The organism is Collinsella aerofaciens (assembly GCF_039752775.1).
Lineage (GTDB): Bacteria > Actinomycetota > Coriobacteriia > Coriobacteriales > Coriobacteriaceae > Collinsella > Collinsella aerofaciens_R.
In genome coordinates, this window is the sequence record NZ_JBDMGT010000021.1 from 1 (window position 1) to 16777 (window position 16777).

General features: G+C 59.0%; 16 protein-coding genes. 1 reads left to right on the plus strand and 15 read right to left on the minus strand.

The features are described 5' to 3' along the window. The coding region (locus ABHR63_RS06635; RefSeq protein ID WP_346965917.1) for a hypothetical protein at positions 1-215 on the plus strand (215 nt) is incomplete at its 5' end. Positions 216-405: 190 nt separating this feature from the next. Here ABHR63_RS06635 and ABHR63_RS06640 read toward each other — a convergent pair. The 15 genes from ABHR63_RS06640 to ABHR63_RS06710 all read right to left on the minus strand — a co-directional run bounded on the left by ABHR63_RS06640 (position 406) and on the right by ABHR63_RS06710 (position 16771). After that, positions 406-1434, minus strand: a complete 1029-nt coding sequence (locus tag ABHR63_RS06640; protein ID WP_022094888.1) for an ABC transporter ATP-binding protein — start codon at positions 1432-1434, stop codon at positions 406-408. Then, positions 1434-2525 (minus strand): ABC transporter ATP-binding protein, encoded by a 1092-nt coding sequence (locus ABHR63_RS06645; RefSeq protein WP_022094887.1) that lies wholly within the window; start codon positions 2523-2525, stop codon positions 1434-1436. The genes ABHR63_RS06640 and ABHR63_RS06645 overlap by 1 nt, the downstream gene beginning before the upstream one ends. 2 nt (positions 2526-2527) lie before the next feature. Next, positions 2528-3463: an ABC transporter permease gene (locus tag ABHR63_RS06650; protein ID WP_035138881.1), complete on the minus strand. Its 936-nt coding sequence runs from the start codon at positions 3461-3463 to the stop codon at positions 2528-2530. 14 nt (positions 3464-3477) lie between these two features. Further along, positions 3478-4515 (minus strand): ABC transporter permease, encoded by a 1038-nt coding sequence (locus ABHR63_RS06655; RefSeq protein ID WP_161144843.1) that lies wholly within the window; start codon positions 4513-4515, stop codon positions 3478-3480. Positions 4516-4671: 156 nt separating this feature from the next. Next, positions 4672-6348 (minus strand): peptide ABC transporter substrate-binding protein, encoded by a 1677-nt coding sequence (locus tag ABHR63_RS06660; RefSeq protein ID WP_346965147.1) that lies wholly within the window; start codon positions 6346-6348, stop codon positions 4672-4674. A 294-nt stretch (positions 6349-6642) separates the two neighbouring features. Next, on the minus strand, positions 6643-6897 hold the full coding sequence (gene secG / locus ABHR63_RS06665) for a preprotein translocase subunit SecG (RefSeq protein WP_006236144.1): 255 nt from the start codon (positions 6895-6897) through the stop codon (positions 6643-6645). Between the two features lie 164 nt (positions 6898-7061). Continuing rightward, complete coding sequence (gene gpmI, locus ABHR63_RS06670) at positions 7062-8615, minus strand: 2,3-bisphosphoglycerate-independent phosphoglycerate mutase (RefSeq protein WP_346965148.1); 1554 nt, start codon at positions 8613-8615, stop codon at positions 7062-7064. A 5-nt stretch (positions 8616-8620) separates the two neighbouring features. Further along, on the minus strand, positions 8621-9388 hold the full coding sequence (gene tpiA, locus ABHR63_RS06675; RefSeq protein ID WP_346965149.1) for a triose-phosphate isomerase: 768 nt from the start codon (positions 9386-9388) through the stop codon (positions 8621-8623). Then, the gene (locus ABHR63_RS06680; RefSeq protein WP_006236149.1) at positions 9381-10571 is read right to left on the minus strand and encodes a phosphoglycerate kinase; all 1191 of its coding nucleotides are present in this window, start codon (positions 10569-10571) and stop codon (positions 9381-9383) included. Before ABHR63_RS06680 ends, tpiA begins: the two co-directional genes overlap by 8 nt. A 140-nt stretch (positions 10572-10711) precedes the next feature. After that, positions 10712-11737: a type I glyceraldehyde-3-phosphate dehydrogenase gene (gene gap / locus ABHR63_RS06685; protein ID WP_022094880.1), complete on the minus strand. Its 1026-nt coding sequence runs from the start codon at positions 11735-11737 to the stop codon at positions 10712-10714. Between the two features lie 193 nt (positions 11738-11930). Beyond that, positions 11931-12860, minus strand: a complete 930-nt coding sequence (gene whiA, locus ABHR63_RS06690) for a DNA-binding protein WhiA (protein ID WP_346965150.1) — start codon at positions 12858-12860, stop codon at positions 11931-11933. 6 nt (positions 12861-12866) lie between these two features. After that, positions 12867-13787, minus strand: coding sequence for an RNase adapter RapZ (rapZ, locus tag ABHR63_RS06695; protein WP_022094878.1), 921 nt, complete (start codon positions 13785-13787; stop codon positions 12867-12869). A 98-nt stretch (positions 13788-13885) separates the two neighbouring features. Next, positions 13886-14572 (minus strand): N-acetylmannosamine-6-phosphate 2-epimerase, encoded by a 687-nt coding sequence (locus ABHR63_RS06700; protein WP_022094877.1) that lies wholly within the window; start codon positions 14570-14572, stop codon positions 13886-13888. Positions 14573-14712: 140 nt separating this feature from the next. Next, complete coding sequence (locus tag ABHR63_RS06705) at positions 14713-15678, minus strand: ROK family protein (RefSeq protein ID WP_346965151.1); 966 nt, start codon at positions 15676-15678, stop codon at positions 14713-14715. Between the two features lie 172 nt (positions 15679-15850). Beyond that, complete coding sequence (locus ABHR63_RS06710) at positions 15851-16771, minus strand: dihydrodipicolinate synthase family protein (RefSeq protein WP_346965152.1); 921 nt, start codon at positions 16769-16771, stop codon at positions 15851-15853. Between the last annotated feature and the right edge of the window lie 6 nt (positions 16772-16777).

Consider the following 16777-nt stretch of genomic DNA (forward strand, 5'->3'; position numbering starts at 1 on the left):
ATTTTGTTGCGCACTTCGTGCTGCAAAATACCGCTCCCCCTGCGGAATGCGCCGGGAGGCAACACCGATTCGGGGCCTGCAAATACATACTTCAGGCACAGTTCTCAAACATGTTCTGGGGGCTGATGCAAATTTGGTGGCTCGGCTTTGCCGAGCCCTTATATAAGGAGGCCGGAGCTAAAGCTCCGGCCTCACTAACTTTCCTATTAGATTAAGTGAGCGATCGAGGAATCGCACTCCCCTCCTCTGCCGAGTTACCGCAGGGCCTGCCCTGAAGTTACTTTTCAGAACACTCCGCAGGACGCAAGAAACCCCCGCCGCACGAAGTGCGCAGCGGGGGTTTCTTGCATGTCCGAGGACGTTCTGAAAAGTAACTTCAGGGCGGGCCCGGACGATAACAACCGGCTACAAGTCGATGTGCGATTCCTTGATCGGGAACGGCTCCGCGAAGTGGCAGGCGCAGCAGTGGCCCGGTGCGACTTCCTTAAACTCGGGAAGCTTCTCAGAGCAGATACCCTGAGCGATCGGGCAGCGAGTGTGGAAACGGCAACCGGTCGGCGGATCCAGCGGCGACGGCGGATCGCCAGCGAGGATGATGCGCTTGCGGGTCTTCTGGATATCAGGATCGGGAACCGGCACGGCAGACAGCAGCGACTGCGTGTACGGATGGTGAGGCTCGCTGTAGAGCGTCTTCCAGTCCGAAACCTCAACCATCTTCCCCAGATACATAACGGCAACGCGATCGGAAATGTGCTGCACGACGGACAGGTCGTGGGCGATAAACAGATACGCGGTACCGAACTTGTCCTGCAGTTCCTTGAGCAGGTTCAAAACCTGGGCCTGAATGGAAACATCCAGAGCGGAAACCGGCTCGTCGCAGATAATCAGCTTGGGCTTCAGCGCAAAAGCGCGGGCAATGCCGACACGCTGACGCTGACCGCCCGAGAACTCGTGCGGATAGCGGTTGATGTGCTCGGGGTTCAGACCGACGACGTCCAGCAGCTCGCGGACACGCTCGATACGCTCTTCCTTGGTGCCAACGCCATGAATGGTCATGGGCTCAGAAACAATCTCGCCGATGGTCATACGAGGGTTGAGCGAAGCATAGGGATCCTGGAAGATGAACTGCATCTCGCGACGCATGTCCTTGATCTCGTGCTTGCTCATCTCGGCAACGTCTTTGCCCTGGAAGAACACTTTGCCTGCCGTCGGCTTGGTCAGGCGCATGATGGTGCGGCCCGTGGTGGACTTACCGCAACCAGACTCGCCGACCAGGCCAAAGGTCTCGCCCGGATAAATCTCGAACGAAATGTCATTCACAGCAGAGACGACACGCTTAGAGAAGCGCTTGGCGAACATGCCGGACTCAGCGGGAAACTCCTTAGAGAGGTGCTCGACCTTCAGCAGCGGAGTACGCTCGTTGGTATCTGCCATTACGCCTCGCCTCCCTTCTTGGAATCCTTACGCGTACGGGACGTCTCAGGAGCGTTCTTGAGGAACTCGGGGTCACCGGAGTAGTGGCACGCAGAGTAATGACCAGACTCGGTGACAACGCGCTCGGGGCGCTGCTTGCGGCACTTATCGGTCGCATAGGGACAACGAGGCGAGAACACGCAGCCCTCGGGCAGGTTCATGAGCGAAGGCGGGTTGCCGTGAATCGGCGTCAGCGGCTTCTTCTCCTCGATGGCCTGCTCCGGGATGGAGCGGATAAGACCCCAGGTGTAGGGATGGCGGCTCTCGTAGAAGATTTCCTCAGCAGTACCGAACTCGACGGGACGGCCGGCGTACATAACCATGATCTTGTCGGCCATATCGGCAACGACGCCCAGGTCATGGGTGATCATGATAATGGCGTTGCCGTTCTTCTCCTGCATCTCCTGCATGAGCTCGATAATCTGAGCCTGAATGGTAACGTCCAGGGCCGTCGTGGGTTCGTCGGCAATCAGGATATCGGGGTCGCAGGCAAGAGCCATAGCGATCATGACGCGCTGACGCATACCGCCAGAGAACTGGTGCGGATACTCATTGACGCGCTTCTCGGGCTCGGGAATACCAACGAGGTCCAGAAGCTCGGTGGCACGCTTGAGCGCCTCCTGCTTGGAGTAACCACGGTGCAGACGAAGGCCCTCGCCCACCTGCTTGCCGATCTTATAGACCGGGTTCAAGGAGGTCATAGGATCCTGGAAGATCATCGCGATATCGTTACCGCGAATGTGCTGCATCTCTTCCTCAGTCATCTCGAGGATAGAACGACCGCGATAGCGAACGTCGCCGCCCTCAATCTTTCCCGGAGGCATCGAGATGAGGCCCATGATGGTCATGGCGGTCACGGACTTACCAGAGCCGGACTCACCGACGACGCCCAGGGTCTCGCCGCGATCGAGCGTGTAGGAGACACCGTCGACAGCGCGAACGACGCCATCCTCGGTGTGGAAATACATCTTTAGGTCATCGACCTCGAGCAGATGCTGGCCCTCGGGAACCGGCTGGTCCTTCAGGTCCACATAGTTCTTGTTCTTCTTCATCCTTATGCGTCCTTCATCTTGACGTCGAGGGCGTCGCGCAGACCGTCACCCAACAGGGTGAAGGCGAGCACCGTCGAGAGAATTGCCAGACCGGGCATGATCATCATCCACGGAGCAGTCAGAAGATACTGCTGACCGTCCTGAATCATGGAGCCCCACGAAGGCGTAGGCGGAATAACGCCCATGCCGAGGAAGGACAGAGCGGACTCGGTCAGAATGGCGCCACCAATGTTCATGGTCGCGTAGACCACGATGGAGGCGACGGAGTTCGGGAAGATGTGACGCACGACGATACGAGCATCAGATGCACCCATCGCGCGCGCAGCATCAACATAGTCGTTTTCCTTGACCGTCAAGATTGCAGAGCGGAAGACGCGCGCAATCGAAGGCCAGCCAAGAATGCCGATGGCGATAAAGACGTTCTGAAGACCACGGCCGATAACGGCGATCATGGCGACAACGAACAGCACGTACGGGAACGCCAGGAAGATGTCCGCACAGCGCATGATGATCGTATCCCAGATGCCGCCGTAGAAACCGGCCAGAGCACCCATGACCAGACCGATCAGCGTGGAGATCGCGGTGGCCATAATTCCGACGGACAGCGAAACGCGCGCACCGTAGATAACGCGGACGAGAATGTCACGACCAAGGGCGTCGGTGCCAAACGGGTGCTCGGCACACGGAGCCAGCAGCGACGTCTCGGCCATGGTGGTCGAGTCGGAAGCTGTCGGCGAACCGAGCCAGGGCTTAGCCCACAGATCTGCGGTCAGGGCAACCACAACGACGATGATGATCCAGCAGACACCGATAACGGCGAGCTTGTTCTTGCGAAGACGCTTAAAAGCGTCGCCCCACAGCGTGCGGGACTTGGCGGGAGCAGATGCGGCCTTGGTGGCGGTAGCCTGCTCCTGAGACTGAGAATCAGTTTCCTGCATGAGACGTACCTCCCTTAGGCCTTATCCGACGGACCGCCAAGGCGGATGCGCGGGTCGAGGAATGCATAGCTAATGTCGACGAGCAGGTTGATCACCATAACGACGACGACGATGAGCGTAACGCCGCCCATAACGATGGGCCAGTCACGCATGCTAATGGCGCGATAGACCTCATAGCCGATACCGGGCCAGTTAAAGACCGTCTCGGTCAGGATGGCGCCCGAAAGCATGCCGCCAAAGTCGACACCAATATAGGTAACGACGGGGATGAGTGCATTCTTAAGCGCATGCTTGACGATGATCGCACGATTGGAGAGACCCTTGGCCTTTGCCGTACGGATGTAATCCTGGTTCATGACGTCAAGCAGCTGCGAGCGCATGATGCGCGCAGCATAAGCGGTCGAAACCGAAGCCAGCGTAATGGTCGGAAGCACATAGTGCATCCAATCCTGATACTGAGAGCTGGAACCGCCGGCACCCGAGATCGGCATGGAGATTGCACCGCCCGTGGCGTCCTTGAGGATGACGCCAAAGAACAGCTGCAGCAACATACCGAGCCAGAAGGCCGGGACCGCAACGAGGATCGACGTGGTGAGCGTTACCAAAATATCCCAGAAGGAATAACGCTTTACCGCCGAAATGATACCCGCACCGATACCCATAATTGCCTCGAGCACGATGGCGCACGCGGCAAGTTTGACCGTATACGGATACTTCTGGGCAAAGATATCCGTAACCGGCAGCTTGCGCTGATACGAATTGCCCAGATCGCCATGAAGCAGGCCGTTCATGTAATACAAGTAACGGTCCACGAGCGACGTTTGAACGGGGTCGCCGTTCTCGTCAAGGATCGCGTTGCCGTCCTCGTCCGTCTGGACCAGGTGATAGCGGACGCGAAGCTGAAGCTCCACCTCGGGGGACAGAGCCTTGTCTCCACCGATCAGCTTGATCGGATCTCCCGGCACGATATTCTGGAGGGCGAACAGAATCAGCGTAACGCCCAAAAACACCGGGATGAACTGAAGCACACGTTTAACGATGTACTTACCCATACCACTCCCCTATCTAGGGATTAACCTAAATGGGATGCCGATCGCCAGACCGGCATCCCAAAATTACCATCAGCCAGTTTACCCCAGGTTAGGGAGAACTGTATGTTTCCCATGAGGTCTACGTAAATACTTGACCCTCACCAAAGCTGCAAACTCTTAGGAGAGCTCAGCGGTACCCAGATCGGCGTGCTTCTGCGGATCGACATAGAGGTGCTTGATGCGATCGGAGCCGGCGATGGTGTGCGTGTAGAACATAATCGGGATGACCGGGCAGTCGGCAGCGACCATTGCATCGGCCTCCTGCATCTTAGCGACGCGCTCCTCGTCGTCAACAATAGTACGAGCCTCGTCGACCTTGGCGTCGAACTCGGGGTTGTTGTAACCGGAGCGGTTGTCGCCACCGAGGGAGTCGGAGTGGAACAGCGGATACAGGAAGTTGTCCATGATCGGGTAGTCGGCAATCCAACCCAGACGACCGAACTGATAGTTAAAGTTCTGATACTGCTCGAGCAGGGCAGACCACTCAGGGGTATCGGAGACAGCGGTAACGCCAACCTTGGCGAGGTCGCCGATGATGGACTCCATGATCTCCTTGTGACCGCCGTCCTGGTTGTAGGACAGGGTCACGCTAATGCCACGATCCCCGTTAGCGCCAGCGGGAGCAACCTTGTCGAGGTACTCGTTAGCCTTGTCGACATCGTAGGCGCAGAACTCCCATGCGCCCTCCTTGTAGCCATCGATGCCCGGAGGAACAATGCCGTCGGCAGGGGTACGGGTACCCTTGAAGATGGTCTTGCAGATGGCCTCACGGTTAATGGCCAGGGAGATGCCCCTACGCAGGTCGGCGTTGTTGAACGGCTCGGCCGTGGTGTTGCAGGTCAGATAGTACGTGGAAGGCTCGGCGCCGAGCAGCATGCGCTCGCCGTCACCCATGGTGTAGCCGTCCTTGGACACGCCGCGATCCTTCTTGGCGGCATCGATCTGAGCGACGGGAACGTCGCAGACATCGAGGTTACCGGCCTGGAACTCCTTGTAAGCGGTCTCCATGTCCTTGATGACCTGGAAGTGGATGCCATCGATCTTGGCCTTGTCGCCATAGTAATCGTCGAACTTCTTGACGTTGATCTCCTGGCCATCCTCCCACTTGCCGTCCATCATGAACGGGCCGTTACCGACCGGGGCAAGATAGAAGCTCTTGACATCGGACTCGGCGCACTCGGGAACCGGGGCCAGAGCCGGATGAGAGGCGACGAAGGGGAAGTCAGCGTAAGCGGAAGACAGCTTGACGACGAGGGTCTCATCGTCGGGGCACGTAACACCGCTGAGCTCGGTAGCGTTACCGGCAAGCAGGTCGTCATAACCCTCGACCATGGAAAGGTGATAGGAGACCTCGGAAGGACCGTACTCGGTAGCGATGGCCGACTTGGTGTTGACCAGACGCTCCCAACCGAGCTTGAAGGACTTGGAGGTAACGTCGTCACCGTTGTGGAACTTGGCCTTCTTGATCTTGAAGGTAAACTCGGTGGCGTCGTCGTTGGACTCAAAGGACTCGCAAGCCAGCGGAACGATCTCGCCCTTCTCGGCGTCGTAAGAGGTCAGAGCGTCAAAGAGCTGGTACTCGACCTGAGTGCCCTGGTCCTCCTGGACATTGTAGGGGTCGATGCAGACCGGGTTGTTGATGTAGAAGTTCAGCGTCGAACCGGACTCAGAACCGGAAGCGTCGCCACCCTTCTTGCCACATGCGGCAAGAAAAGCCATGGAGCTCGCAGCAAGGGTGCCGCCAACAAAGGCGCGACGACCCATAACGGGCTGGTGGAACATAGAATCAGCCATGCCATCCTCCTTATGAGATAGGACAAAGAAATGTTCAGTCGGACACATGTCGAAACAATCCGATCCGAACCATCAAAACGCCGCCCGCTGCTATGGCTGGTTATGCACAACGGACCAACGTTTTACAATACAGTAGCGCATTTTATACACAATTTGGGGCTAATTCCGGTTAACGGTCGAGAATTTCTTTAGTTGGGCGAAGTATGTGGGGATATTTTGACTCTGTTACAAATATGTAAACAAAAAGGGTCCCGCACTTACGGGACCCTTTTTGAATATTTATGCGGCTCGTGCTTAGTAGCCGACGATGCCCTGCGGGAAGAAGAACATGCACAGCACGACGCACACGGCAAACACGACAGCCATGATGACGGTCAGACGGTCGAGGTTCTGCTCCATGACGCCCGTGGCAGAGCTGGAGTTATACAGCGAGCTAGCGATCATATCCGAAACGCCGGTGCCCTTACCGGAATGCATCAGGACGAGAATCGTCAGCGCCACGGCAGAGACAGCCCAAACGACAAACAGAAGAATCTGGAACGGACCCATAGATAAGCTCCTTAATAGAACAGTTTAAACTCCAGTACTGTACCACAATCCCCCGCTCTCCCCTACCTGCCACTCAAGGACGGGGTGGAAATGGCAGAAATACCAAAAAGGGGGTTGTCCGGTTGTGGACAACCCCCTTACTAGAAAACGGTATTTGTTTTCTATTAGGCCTCGGTGGCGAGCACGCGGCCCGTCATCTCGGCGGAAGGCTCAATACCAGCCATGGTGAGCATGGTCGGAGCGATATCGGAAAGACGGCCGTCCTCGATACCGGTGAGCTTGGCCTTCTCATCAACGATGATGAACGGAACGCGGTTGGTGGTGTGAGCCGTAAACGGATGCTTGGAACCGTCGGAAGCAACGTCAAACATGTGATCGGCGTTGCCGTGGTCGGCGGTGATCAGCGCAAAGCCGCCCTTGGCGAGAATCGCCGGGACAACCTTAGACAGGGCATCGTCAACGGCCTCGACAGCCTTGACGGCAGCATCGAACACGCCGGTATGGCCAACCATGTCGCAGTTCGCGAAGTTCACGATGTAGAAATCAGCGCGATCCTCGTTAATAGCGGCGACGAGCTTCTCGGTAACCTCGGGAGCGCTCATCTCGGGCTGCAGATCGTAGGTGGCAACCTTGGGGGAAGCGACGAGCACGCGCTCCTCGCCCTCCTTGGGCTCCTCGATGCCGCCGTTGAGGAAGAACGTCACGTGGGCGTACTTCTCGGTCTCGGCGGTGTGCAGCTGCTTCAGGCCATTGGCGGCGATGACGTCGGCCAGGACGTTCTCGGGGAACGTCTTGGGGAAGGCGACCTCGACGTCAAACGTCGGATCGTACTCGGTCATCGTCACAAAATGCGAAAGCTTGATCTGCTCGCGCTCAAAGCCGTCGAACTCCTTGTCCGTGAACACGCGGGTCATCTGACGGGCGCGGTCGGGACGGAAGTTAAAGAAGATAGCCGCGTCGCCCTCATGGATGCCCTCATTGTGGGCAGCAAAGGGCTCGACGAACTCGTCGCCGCGCGGATCCTTCTCATAGTAGGCCTTGATACCGGCAACGGGGTCGGTATCGGCATCGGACGCATTGACCATGACGTCGTAGGCGCGCTGAATGCGTTCCCAGCGGTTATCGCGGTCCATGGCCCAATAACGGCCCGAGACGGTGGCAACGCGAGCGTCGCAACCGGTCTCCTCGGAGATCTTGGCCAGGAAGGCGCAGAACTCGCTCATGTAGCCGGCACCGGACTGCGGGTCGACGTCACGGCCGTCCATGAAGGCATGGACGCGAACGGTCTTGACGCCATGCTGGGCAGCCATTTTGACCAAAGCCTCGACGTGGTTCATGTGGGAGTGAACGCCGCCAGGGCTCATAAGGCCCATAAGGTGAAGGGTCTTGCCCTCGGCCTTGACATCATCCATAGCCTTGACGAAAACCTCGTTCTTGGCGATGGATCCGTCCTGGATGGCTTTGTTGATGCGCGAAAGCTCCTGGAACACGATGCGGCCGGCACCGATGTTGAGGTGACCCACCTCGGAGTTGCCCATCTGACCGTCAGGAAGGCCCACGTCCTCGCCCGAAGCGCCGAGCGTGGTGTGGGGGTACTTCTCATACAGGCTATCGAGGAAAGGCGTCTTGGCAGCGGCGACGGCGTTCTCGCCGTCGTCCGGGGCCAGGCCGCAGCCGTCCATGATAATCAGGAGTGCAGGAAGATGACGCTGTGCCATATGTCCTACTCGCCTGCCTTAACAACCATAGAGGCAAAGTCGGCAGCCTTGAGCGAAGCGCCGCCCACGAGGGCGCCGTCGACGTCGGGCTTGGCGACGAGCTCGGCGATGTTGCCAGGCTTGGCAGAGCCACCGTAGAGAACACGGATGCCATCGGCGAGCTCCTCGCCGAACATCTCCTTAAGAGTCTCACGGATAGCGCCGCAGACCTCCTGAGCGTCCTCGGCGGTAGCGGTCTTGCCGGTACCGATGGCCCAGATGGGCTCGTAAGCGACGACGATCTGCTTGGGGCAGGTGATCTCAAGACCAGCAAGGCCAGCCTTGACCTGGTTCACGACGTGCTCGACATAGGTGCCGGCCTCGCGGACCTCAAGGGACTCGCCGCAGCAGAAAACGGGAACAAGACCTGCGGCAACGAGGGCCTTGGCCTTCATGTTCTGATCCTCGTCGGTCTCGTGGAAGTAGTCGCGACGCTCAGAGTGACCGATGATGCAGTAGGTGCAGCCAGCGGACTTGAGCATGTCGCAAGAGGACTCACCGGTGAAGGCACCCTTGGCCTCCCAGTACACGTTCTGTGCACCGAGGGCGATGGGGGCAGCCTGAATGCGGTCATGAACCGTGGTGATGTCGATGGTCGGAGGGCAGACGAGTACCTCGACGCCAGCCGGAACCTCGGGCAGAGCCTGAGCCAGCTCGTCGGCGAGCTTGGCAGCCTCGGCGACGTCGTTGTTCATCTTCCAGTTACCAGCGATAAGAAGGGTGCGTTTAGGCATCGAGAAGCGCCTCCACTCCGGGCAGGGCCTTACCCTCGACGAGCTCCATGGAAGCGCCACCGCCGGTGGAAATCCAGCTCATCTTGTCGGCCAGGTTAAACTTGTTGACGGCCGCGACGGAATCGCCACCACCGATGATCGAGGTGCAGTCGGCCTCGGCGACAGCCTCGGCGATAGCCTGGGTGCCGTGAGCGAAGTTATCGAACTCGAAGACGCCCATGGGGCCATTCCAGAACACGGTCTTGGCGCCCTTGACGGCCTCGGCGTAGAGTTCCTCGGTCTTGGGGCCGATGTCCATACCCTCACGATCGTCGGGGATAGCGTCGGAAGCGACAACCTCGGGGACAGCGTCCTCGCCAAAGTGATCGGCAACACGGTTGTCGATGGGGAGCAGGATCTTGACGCCCTTCTCCTCGGCCTTCTTGAGCATCTCGCCAGCGCGCTCGACCCAGTCCTCTTCCTTGAGGGACTGACCAACGGACAGGCCCTGAGCCAGGAAGAAGGTGTAGGCCATGCCGCCACCGATGATCAGGGTATCAGCAGAGTCGATGAGGTGATCGAGAACACCGATCTTGGAGGAAACCTTGGAACCGCCGACGATAGCGACGAAGGGACGCTCGGGCTCGGCGAAGATGCCGGTCAGCGTGTCGACCTCCTTCTCGAGCAGGAAGCCAGCGACTGCGGGCAGGTAAGCGGCGGGGCCCACGACGGAACCCTGGGCGCGATGAGCGGTACCGAAGGCATCGAGAACGAAGACGTCACCATAGGAAGCGAGCTTCTTGGCGATCTCGGGATCGTTCTTCTTCTCACGCTTGTCAAAACGGACGTTCTCGAGAACGAGGACCTTGCCCGGCTCGACGGCAGCGACAGCCTCAGCAGCCTTCTCGCCGTAGGTGTCGGCGACAAAGGCAACGTCGAGACCAGAGAGCTCAGCGAGCTTCTTGGCGACGGGCTCGAGAGACAGCTCGGGCTGGAAGCCGGTGCCCTCGGGACGGCCGAGGTGGCTCATGAGGATGACGCGAGCGTTGTGCTCAACGAGATAGTTGATGGTGGGCAGGGCAGCCTTAATACGGGTGGTGTCGCCAACGACGCCATCCTTGATAGGCACGTTAAAGTCAACGCGGACGAGAACGCGCTTGCCGTCGACATCGATGTCGCGGACGGTCTTCTTGGTAAAGGCCATGTTTGCTTCTACCTTTCGTACGTGTCTGCCTTCCATTACGGCAGACGATTTCTTATAAAAAGGGCGCGACCCTAGGGTGTAAGCCCTATAAGGCCGCGCCCTTCTTTAGACGCTCAACGAGCTATTCGTTAAAAGCTAAATTAAGCAACGAACTTCTCGAAGTACTTGATGGTGCGGACCATCTGAGAGGTGTAGGAGTTCTCGTTGTCGTACCAAGAGGTGACCTGAACGAGGGTCTGGCCGTTGCCGAGGTCAGAGCACATGGTCTGAGTGGCGTCGAAGATGGAGCCGTGGGTCTCGCCGATGATGTCGGTGGAGACGATGTCGTCCTCGTTGTAACCGAAGGTCTCGGAGATGGTGGCAGCGTAGGCCTTCATAGCGGCGTTAACCTCGTCGACGGTGACCTTCTTGTCAACGACAGCGTAGAGGTTGGTGATGGAGCCGGTCGGCGTCGGGACGCGCTGGGCGGCACCGATGAGCTTACCGTTGAGCTCGGGGAGAACCAGGCCGATGGCCTTGGCAGCACCGGTGGTGTTGGGGACGATGTTGACGGCGCAGGCGCGGCTACGACGCTTGTTGCCCTTGCGCTGCGGGCCGTCGAGCGGCATCTGGTCGCCGGTCCAGGCGTGAATGGTGGTCATGATGCCGGACACGATGGGAGCGAAGTCGTTCAGACCCTTGGCCATCGGGGCGAGGCAGTTGGTGGTGCAGGAAGCAGCGGAGATGATGTTGTCCTCAGCGGTCAGCGTCTCATGGTTGACGTTGTACACGATGGTGGGCAGATCGCTGCCGGCCGGAGCGGAGATGACGACCTTCTTGGCGCCAGCGTTGATGTGGGCCTGAGCCTTAGCCTTGCTGGTGTAGAAGCCGGTGCACTCGAGAACGACGTCGACGTCGAGGTCGCCCCAAGGCAGGTTGTTGGCGTCGGCCTCCTTGTAGATCTTGATCTCCTTGCCGTCAACGGTGATGGAATCCTCGCCAGCAACGACCTCGTGATCGCGAGCGTAGTTGCCCTGCGTGGAGTCGTACTTCAGCAGGTAAGCGAGCATATCGGGAGAGGTGAGGTCGTTGATAGCGACGATCTCGGAGCCCTCATGACCGAACATCTGACGGAAAGCCAGACGACCGATGCGACCGAAGCCGTTAATAGCAACCTTTACTGCCATTGTGTCTCCTTTCGTAAGGCCCCCGCGAGCTACAGCGCCCGCCGTTGAGGCCCACAAACTAACCACTCGCCTAATATACCTTTTTTTTGACTTGAATTTCACGAGAATGCTCGAAATTGAAAATCAAATTTACGTTAAAACGTTTTAAAGAATAAAATAGCAGCTAAATCCGTATATAAGTCGATACTTCAAACTACTTGTTTGCTTCAATGAGCTTTTCAAGCCTCAAAACGCGATGGTACAGGGCAGACTTCGACAAGGGAGGGTCAGCCATCTCGCCCAGATCGCGCAGCGACAGATCGGGATAGCGCTCGCGTAGGTCGCAAAAGACCGCCAAGGCGTCCGGAAGCGTGTCGCGCAAACCCCGCTGTTCGAGCTCATCGATCAACGCAAGCTGATGTTGGGCGGCACCCGCACTTCTGGTCTGGTTGGCAAGCTCGGCATTCACGCGACGGTTCACATCGTTCTTAACCAATTTGACCGCGCGCGCCTCCTCGATCTCGGCAACGCTGCGCTTGGCACCAATCAGCTTTAAAAGATGCTCGATTTCCTCGGCGCTCTTAATGTACACGGCATAAGACCCGCGCCGCGCGTTAACGCGCGCATGGACCCCAATCTGCTCCAATAGATCGCAAAGTCCCTTGGCATATTGCTCGCCCTGCACCGCAATCTCCAAATGAAAGTCGCCGCGGGGATCGGCCACGAAACCGCCGGCGATGAGCGCGCCGCGAATGTAGGCAACCCTGCAGCAGGGACGAGCAACGATGTGCCGGGGAACACCAGCGACGAGCCCTCCCCTGCGGTCGAGAATGCCCAGCAGCACCAGAGCCTTGTCCAGGTCGGGTTGATCGGGCAGGGTAATGAGATAGTTACGGACCTTATGCAAGACCGATTTACGAACGGTGAATTCCGTTTTGAGCTTAAGGATGCGATGCGTCAGTGTGATCATCGTGCGCGCGACGGCACCCGTCTCGGTCGCGACCGTCAAACGATACCGCCCGGAGCCGGCCAGCGAAAGTGTACCGCTCACACGCGTCAGGGCGGCAAGCGTCGACAAATCGCAGTATTCACATTCGGGTTCGCAGCGCGCGAGCTCGTCACGCACCTCGGCGGTAAACGACATGCAGACCTATGCTTTCGTGTTGGCGCGCGACAGGTCGCGATGGGAAATGCTCACGTGATACTGGGCGCCTTCCAAATAACGTGCCGTGGCCTCGGCGATGGCAACACTGCGGTGTTGACCGCCCGTGCAACCGATGGCAATAGAAAGCTGTGGCTTGCCCTCCGCGATATAGCCGGGCATGACCGTATCGAGCAGCTGCGTCCAGGCCTTCCAGAACTCCTGGGTCTTGGGATGATCCAGAACAAAGTCGGAGACTTTCTTATCGAGGCCGGTCATGGTGCGCATCTCGGGATCGTAGAACGGATTGGGCAGGAAGCGAACGTCGATCATAATGTCCGCCTCGACGGGCATACCGTGCTTAAAGCCAAACGAGAACACGTGAACGTCCATGAGCTGCTGGTCGGACAACTCGGAGAACGCCATGCGCAATTTGTTGCGCAGAGCAGAGGTGCGCAAGCGGCTCGTATCGATAATCATGTCAGCTCGGTCGCGAACGCCCTGCAGCTGCAGGCGCTCGCGCTGAATCGCATCGGCCGTAGTCTCCCCCGGCTTGGCAATGGGATGGCGGCGGCGGTTTTCACTATAACGACGGATCAGCACCTCGTCAGAGGCCTCGAGAAACACAATGTCACAGCTCATCTCGCGCTCCTCGAGTGCGGCAACGGCATCGAGCAGCTCATCGAACAAGCCCTGGCTGCGCAGGTCGCAGGTGACGGCAAGATGCCTGCCCACGCCCGTATTGATGCCGACGAGTTCGGCAAGCTGGGCGATCAGACGCGGAGGCAAGTTGTCGATGCAAAAGTAGCCCATGTCCTCGAACACATGCATGGCCTGCGTTCGGCCCGATCCGGACATTCCGGTGATGATGACGATATCGGGGATGCGCTCCGAGCGCTCCGCCGCATCCATGGCATCTCCCTTTTGCATGTGTGCCTCCTAAAACAAGCGCGGGATCCGGCCAGCGGATCACGCGCGATCAATTGCCTTTATTGAGTATACCGCCCCAAGTGGATACGAGGTCCGTCTTACGCCTCAAGCGCAGCCTTGAACCAACTTGTAATACTCGTGGGGTGCGTGATGGCGGTGCCGACGACAACGGCCCAGGCGCCCGCATCAATCGCGGCGCGGGCCTCCTCGGGCGTGTGCACGCGGCCCTCGCAGATGATGGGAAGACCGGGGAATTCCTCGGTCGCCTGACGCAGGAGCGGCAGATCGGGGCCATCGGCCATGGTGCAGTCGATGGCGGCGACACCGTGAGAAAGCGTGGTGGATACCAGGTCGAAGCCCATATCAACCGCGCGGCGAATGTCCTCGATGGTGGCACAGTCGGCCATCAGGAGCACACCCTCCTCGTGCAGCGGGCGGAAGGTGTCCTCGACGGTCTTGCCATCGGGACGTGGGCGATCAGTGGCGTCGATCGCCACGATATCGGCACCCGCAGCAACGCAGGCGCGAGCGTGGCGCAGCGTCGGCGTGATGTAAACGCCCTCGTGCCCATCCTTCCACAGGCCGATAACAGGAACCTCACAACGACCCTTAATGGCGGCAATATCGGCAAGGCCCTGGCAGCGAATGGCGGCGGCGCCGCCAAGCTCGCAAGCGCGAGACATTTGAGCCATGGTCTCGGGCGTACGAAGCGGCTCACCCATATACGCCTGAACGCTCACGACGAGCTTGCCCTTCAGGGACTGGATCAAAGGATCGACGGTCATGTTCGACTCAACCTTTCTCAAAACAGCCTTCTGAGACGCCGCACCTTGACGTTCAAACCGTCGCTCGCGTACCGAAGTACGCTTCGCTCCTCTTTCACGTCAATCTGCGGCACCTCAGAAGGCACACTTGGTAGTTATGTTTACTTCAACGAAGCAAGAAGGTGTTCGGCGGCACCGATGAGCGGAGCATCGCCCTCCAGAGACCCGATGAGGATCGGTGTGTCCTGAAGCGGGTCGAGCGCCTGGCTGGCATAGCCCTCGTGCACCGAGTCCTTCCACGTCTGCGAACGCCAATCGGGACCCTGGTGAATCACGCCGCCCGAAAGCACGATGACCTCGGGATCCAAGATGTTGGCGAGCGAGCCTAAGCTGGCGCCCAGTGCAAAGCCGGCGTCATGGATGACCTCGGTCGCCTTTGCGTCGCCTGCACGGCACAGGTCGTTCACATCGCGACCGACCGAAGGACGGCTGGGGTCGACGCGGCCAAAGCGCTCATCGTACATACGACCAATGGAAGTGCCCGAAGCAACCGACTCCAGATGGCCGGAACGCCCGCAGGCGCAGGGAATGCCGGCGGCAGCCGAGCACTCGATGTGGCCCATATGGCCAGCAGCACCATGGAAGCCCTGCATCACGCGGCCGTTCTCGACATATGCGCCGCCGATACCCGTACCGATGCCAAGACACAAGACGGAGAACTTGCCCTTGCCGACGCCCCAGTGGGCCTCGCCCAGAGCATGAGCCTGCACGTCGCCTACAACGGCAACGGGAAGACCGAGATCCTCGCGCAGACGCGGCCCCAACTGAACGCCGGACCAGCCGGGCATGATCTCATTGGCATACGCGATGGCGCCCGTCTTGGGATCGACGACGCCGGCGGCACCGATACCGACGCCAAGGACCTCGACATCGGGATTCGCCTCGAGAGCAGCCTTGATGGACGCCTCGATACGCTGGAAGACGGCCTCGCCGCCCTCTTGGGCCTCGGTGGGAACCTCGGCCTCAAAAACGGGATGGGGCACACTACCGTCAGCCGGGTACTCCATGACGGCAGTCGCGATCTTAGTTCCGCCGATATCGACAGAACAGACGTACTTGTTCTCCATGTCGCTCTCCTTCGGAGATAAAAAACAACTATAGGAAATGCGCCGTCAGGCTAGCCGTCACAGCGCAGTAAAGGTTTTCCAGGTGCCCAAGATCGCCGAGAAACCGTGTGGCCATTGACCTAATAGTCATGGCCACACGGTTGAACGGCGAGGTCGGGTGCCTGGGAAAGCTTTACAGGAGGCCGTTGTTCTGGAGGACCTTCCTAATAGCCTCGACGTTCTTCCCGGTCATGGCCTTCACCGGGCGCGGCATGGTCGGGCTGTCGAAGATACCCATGAGGTTCATAGCGGTCTTGAAGGCGCCGACGCCACCGGCATAGCCCTGGACGCCCGAGGTGACATCCCAGATGTGCGAAATCTCATTGAGGCGATCCTGCTCGGCCTTGACGGTAGCCCAGTCACCAGCCTGAGCGGCCTTCCACTGACGAACGTAGCCCTCGGGCTCAACGTTGGCGAGACCCGGGACAGAGCCGTCGGCGCCACCGAGGTAAGCGCCGTCGACAACAACCTCGTGGCCGGTGAGAATGCTCATCGGATGGCCGTTCTTCTCGTTCTCCTGAACGAGGTAGCGGAACGAGATGTCATCACCCGAGGAATCCTTGACGCCAGCAAGGACGCCCTCGGCGCCGAGCTTGGCAAGGAGCTTCCAGGGGAGCTTGGTGTGAACGCAGACGGGAATGTCATAGGCAAAGATGGGCAGGTCAAGCTCCTCGTGCAGGATGCGGAAGTGCTCCTCGACCTCGGTCATGCCCTGCAGGGCATAGAACGGGCAGGTGGCGACGAGGGCATCGGCGCCCAGCTCCTGAGCGACCTTGCCGTGCTCAATCATGCGCTCGGTCTCGGTATCGATGATGCCGACCAGAACAGGCACGCGGTGGTCGACGATGCGGACGGCCTCGGCGATGATCTGGCGACGACGCTCGTCGGTGGAGAAAACGACCTCACCCGAAGAGCCCAAGAAGAACAGGCCATCGACGCCGGCATCGATCATGCGGTTGATGCTGCGCTCAAAGGAGGCAACATCGAGCTGGTGATCTTCGGTATCGGGAACAACGACGGGAGGGATAACGCCGGTGAATTTCTGAGTTGCCACAAGAAT